This window comes from Phenylobacterium sp. (genome assembly GCF_036723115.1).
In the GTDB taxonomy this organism is placed as follows: domain Bacteria; phylum Pseudomonadota; class Alphaproteobacteria; order Caulobacterales; family Caulobacteraceae; genus Phenylobacterium.
The window spans coordinates 1-4536 of the sequence record NZ_DAIMHV010000188.1 but is presented as its reverse complement, the minus strand read 5'-3'; the positions used below and the strand labels follow the sequence as shown (position 1 = coordinate 4536).

Here is a 4536-nt window from a genome sequence, read left to right as displayed (position 1 = left end):
CGCCGCCAGACCTGCCGGTCGCAGGTCAGCATGTCCAGGGCTCCGGCCTCCTGGCGGTCATGGAGGTCTTCCAGGGCCCGACGGCTGGGCTCGGCGAAGCGCACCGTGACCTCGTCGGGATCGACGCCGGCCGCAGGCGCCACAAAGAGAGCCGCGGTGATGCTGGGGGCCTTGGCCTGGATCAGAGCCGCCAGCCGCATGGCCCGCGCCGGCCGCTCCAGATGCAGCAGGGGCGTCTCGGCATAGAGCTCCTGGCCCATGCGGATGATGGAAGGGAAGGCCAGGGCGCGAAACCGGTGGGCGGTCAGGCGGGGGGTCAGCTTCATCTGGGAAAGATCGAGAACCACGTCGTTCATCAGAAACAGCATAACCGGACGCCTGCACTATTCGGGGGGTGGCCAACCTGCCCCGCGGCAGCTTTCGGTTGCGTGCACGAAGTCGGTTAACAGCCCGAAAGGTCCTCGCCCGGCCGCGCCTAACCTTCCTCCACCGGCTCGGTGAGGAAGTGGCGGCCCTGCTTGTCCTCCACCTCGACGACCCAGATGTCGGGGTCGATGCGGGCGGCGCGGGCGATATAGGCGTCGATCTCGGCTTCCTCGGTGGCGGCCGTGGGACGCATCCAGACCCGTTCCCCATCCCCGCGGGTGGCCTCCGTATAGAGACGCACCGTACGGTCGGAGAGGTTCACCGCCTTGACCAGCACCGCGCCGGCCCGCGCATCGCCCTTGCGCGCCACCACGCCGAAACCGCCGGAGAGTTCGGCCCGGCGGATGAGGGCGGCGGCCCAGACGTCGGTGGAGAGGATCATGGGAGCTCCCGGCAATTCGCCCCCTAATGGCCACGTCGATAACCGAACGACAACACCCCCGCGTCCATCCTGCGCGCCGCCGGGCCTCGCCGCCCGGGCCGCAGAACGCCAGGGGCCCCAAGGGCCTCGTCTGAAAGACCGAAGTCCCATGACTGAGCCCCGCCGACGCAGGCGATCGCCATCGCGCCCGTGGGCGCCGGTTGCAGGCGCGCTCGCGCTGATGGCCCTGCCGGTCGCCGCCCAGGCCTCGCCGCTGGAGCTGTTTGTCGAGCGCACGGCCATGGCCACGGCGGACCTTCGCTGCGGATTCTTTGATTCCGCCCTCCGACCGGCCCTGGAGGCCGGCCGCGCCCAGAGCCGCAACGCCGCCCTGCGCGCCGGGGCGTCCGCCCAGGCGCTGGCCGAGGCCGAGGCCCGGGGTCGGCGCGCCGGAAGCGCGGCCGACTGCTCAGCCCCGGACGTGCTGGCCGCCGCCGATCATGTGCGCCAGGCCTTCCAGGGCTTCACCCGGCTGCGCCAGGCCGTCTATCCCGGAGAGGCCGCCGACTGGCGGGCCGATCGCAGCCCAAGCGCCGACGTCCACCTGTGGCGCCTGGTGCAGACCGGCCAGTTCGATCAGGGGCGAATGGTCTTCGGCCTGGCCGGCCGCAATGGGCCGCCGGTCCTGCTGGCCCTGGCCAGTTTCGATGACGGGGCGGTCCCCTATGCCGCCCGCCTGGTGTTCCGCGACGAGGCCCGCGCCGCCGCGCCCTATCTGGGGGTCGGCGGGGAACTGTCGCGCCGGCTGCCGCCTCGCGACGCCCAGGTGAGCTTTCCCGCCGAGGCCCGGAGCCGCGCAGGCCTGGACCTGAGGCCAAAGGAGATGGGGGCGGGCTGGGCCTTCCGTTTTCCCGCGGCGGCCACGGCGCGGCTGGCGCGGCTCGATCCCCGCGAGGCGGTGGCGGTGGAATTCCTGTTCTCCTCCGGCGCCGCGGTGCGGCGGGCCTATGTGGAGGTGGGCGACTTCGCGCCCGGCCAGGCCTTTATTCAGCTGGCGACGCGCTGACCTCGCGGCCCCGAGGCTGCCCAGCGCCCGGGGCGGGCTCCAACAGAACCGGCAGACGCACGGTGACGGTGGTCCCCTCGCCCTGCACGCTTTCGATGAACATCTCGCCCTGGTGCAGTTCGGCGAAGCTGCGCACCAGCGACAGGCCAAGGCCCGTGCCGGCGGCCCTCCGCTCGGCGTCGCCGGCCTGCTCATAGGGACGGCCCACCCGCGCCAGGTCTTCGGGGCTCATGCCCACCCCGGTGTCGGCCACCACCAGCTCCATCCGCTCGGCGACCCCCTGCAGTCCCACGGTCACCGCCCCGCCGCGGGGCGTAAACTTCAGAGCGTTGGACACCAGGTTCAGCGCGATCTGCTTGAGGGCGCGGCGGTCGGCGTTCACCTCCAGGGGCTCCCGCGGGAGAACCCCGCGCAGCTGGACCCCGGCCCGATCGGCCTGACCGCGCATCAGGCGCAGGACGGCGTTGATCGCCTCCCGCGCGTCGAACTCCTCCCGCGACAGCTCGAAGCGGTCGGCCTCGATCTTGGACATGTCCAGCACGTCATTGATCAGCTCCAGCAGGTGCTCGCCGGACTCGTGGATCAGCTGGGCATATTCGCCGTAGCGATCGGGAAGAGGCCCGAACAGGGCCGAACGCATGATGTCGGAAAAGCCCATGATGGCGTTGAGCGGCGTGCGCAGCTCATGGCTCATATTGGCCAGGAAGCGGGACTTGCCGGTGTTCTGGGCTTCGGCCTCCTGGCGGGCGGCCTCCAGTTCGGCCTCCCGGTCGCGGCGCGCCGCCCCGTCCAGGACCAGGGCGCCCATGCGGCCGTCTGCGCCGCGACGCAGGACAAGGTCGAGGCAGCCTTGCGCATCATCGGCCGGCGTCAGGCTGAGGGTCGTCTGGCCCTCCGCCAGGGTCCGGGCGATGGCCTCAGCCAGGGCGGGACGCCCCTGCGGCGCCACCAGATCCCTGAGCCTGTGTCCGACCAGGCGAAGCCCCGCCGCCGGAGCGCCGTAGGCGGCCAGGATCCGACCATCGCCGCCCAGGTCCAGCAGCAGGCCGGGCTGGCGGGACAGGGCGTCGGCCACCTTCCGGAGGTCCGTGTCGAGCAGACGTTCACGCCGCTCGTCCCGGGTCTGGCGCCAGACCAGCGCCCCCGCCGCCGCGGCCACGACGGTGACCAGGGCCACGATCTGCAACAGGCTCGACAGGGCGGGATCGAAGCCCGGCTCCCTGGCCAGCAGGCTGCGCAGGACCCCAAGGCCGGCGAGCGCCACCATGCCGGCGGCGCTGAAGACCGAGGCGGACGCGCCTCCGGCGATCAGGGCTGAAAGGGGCGGGACCAGCAGCCAGAGGCCCAACGGACCCAGGGCGCCGCCGGAGAGCAGAACCGCAGCGCCGAACCCGGCCAGCCAGGCGATGGGACTGACCAGCGGCCGCGCCGACCCCGAGCGCAGGACGAGATCGAGAACCGCCGGCGCAGCGGCCAGGGCCAGACAGGCCAGGGCCGTCCCCTGCCCCGCCCCGCCTCGCGCGGCCACGCCTGCGGCGGCGGCGAGCAGGGCCGCAAGCCAGCCCGCACGCCACCACAACACAGCGGCGGCCGCAGGGGGCGCCTCTCGGGTCGGCGTTGAAGCTCTCACGGTCCCAGAATCGTTGAAGGTCAATCTTTTAAGCCTAGCCCGCCCAAGGATCGCCTGCGAGCGCGCTCACCCGTAACGCGACGCCGGGACAGTTTTCGGCGCCCAAACCGGGCGCAGCAAGCCTTGGGCCAACCCCCCGATACCCCGGCGGCGCAGCCTTGGTCGCGCAACCTTTTGTAAGGTCGGGGGCCTCCATGGTGTCTGAGAAGTCGCCGACCCGTCACGAAAGTTCCCCTGGATGGCCAGATCTCCTTCGCGGCCCGACCGCGCCGGCGCAGGCCCTATGGTTCGATCGGTCGCCGCTGCACGCCCTGATCGCCGGCGGGAGGCGCAGGCCCGACTGGAAGCCCGCGCGGAGGAACAGCGCCGCTCCTTCCTGCGCATGGCCAGCCACGAGCTGCGCACGCCGCTCAATTCGATCCTGGGGTTTTCCGAGCTCATCGCCGGCGAGATCTACGGCCCGGTCGGCGCGCCGGAATACAAGACCTATGCCGAGCTGATCCGCGACAGCGGCCGCAAGCTGCTGGTGCTGGCCAATCAGGTCATTGAGATCGCCCGGCTGGAAAGCGGGTCGGCCGACCTGGTGGCCCGCCGGGAGCCGCTGGATCACATTCTGGACGATGTCATCGACGGCCTCGCAGAGGAGGTCCGTCGTCGCGAGACGCTCATCCACGTGGCCGGCCAGGGCGCCCTGCCGGAGGTGCGGGTCGATCCTAAGGGCGCGCGCACGGCGCTGTCGGCCCTGATCGGCAACGGCGTCACCCACGGCCCGCAAGGCGGTCGGATGGACATCACCGTCGCCGACGACGGCGCGATGGTGCTGGTGGAGATCTGCGACCAGGGCCCCGGCCTGCCGGTCGCCGACATTCCCCGCCTGTTGCGTCCCTTCGAGCAGGGGGAAAACGCCCTGGTCCGGCGGGGCGAAGGGGCGGGCCTGGGGCTTCCCCTGGCGGCCATGCTGTGCCGGGAGATGGGCGGCGCGCTCACCCTGTCGCCGGGCGCGCCTTCCGGCCTGCGGGTTCAGGTCCGCCTGCCCCTGGCCTGACGCGGGCG

Annotated in this window: 5 protein-coding genes; 2 read left to right on the top strand and 3 right to left on the bottom strand. The window is 72.1% G+C overall.

Features of this window, described 5'->3' with window-relative positions; all coding sequences use genetic code 11:
• Both V7D28_RS14035 and V7D28_RS14030 read right to left on the bottom strand, forming a co-directional pair.
• The coding region (locus V7D28_RS14035; protein ID WP_333588007.1) for a hypothetical protein at nt 1–368 on the bottom strand (368 nt) is incomplete at its 3' end.
• A gap of 107 nt (nt 369–475) precedes the next feature.
• Nucleotides 476–808, bottom strand: a complete 333-nt coding sequence (locus V7D28_RS14030; RefSeq protein ID WP_333588006.1) for a DUF1491 family protein — start codon at nt 806–808, stop codon at nt 476–478.
• A 220-nt stretch (nt 809–1028) separates the two neighbouring features.
• Between V7D28_RS14030 and V7D28_RS14025 the strand changes: the two genes are divergently transcribed.
• The gene (locus V7D28_RS14025; protein ID WP_333588005.1) at nt 1029–1853 is read left to right on the top strand and encodes a hypothetical protein; all 825 of its coding nucleotides are present in this window, start codon (nt 1029–1031) and stop codon (nt 1851–1853) included.
• Here V7D28_RS14025 and V7D28_RS14020 read toward each other — a convergent pair.
• Complete coding sequence (locus tag V7D28_RS14020) at nt 1831–3432, bottom strand: sensor histidine kinase (protein ID WP_333588004.1); 1602 nt, start codon at nt 3430–3432, stop codon at nt 1831–1833. The genes V7D28_RS14025 and V7D28_RS14020 overlap by 23 nt on opposite strands.
• Before the next feature lie 334 nt (nt 3433–3766).
• Here V7D28_RS14020 and V7D28_RS14015 point away from each other — a divergent pair, with 334 nt between their 5' ends.
• Complete coding sequence (locus tag V7D28_RS14015; protein WP_333588003.1) at nt 3767–4528, top strand: sensor histidine kinase; 762 nt, start codon at nt 3767–3769, stop codon at nt 4526–4528.
• Nucleotides 4529–4536 lie beyond the last annotated feature (8 nt).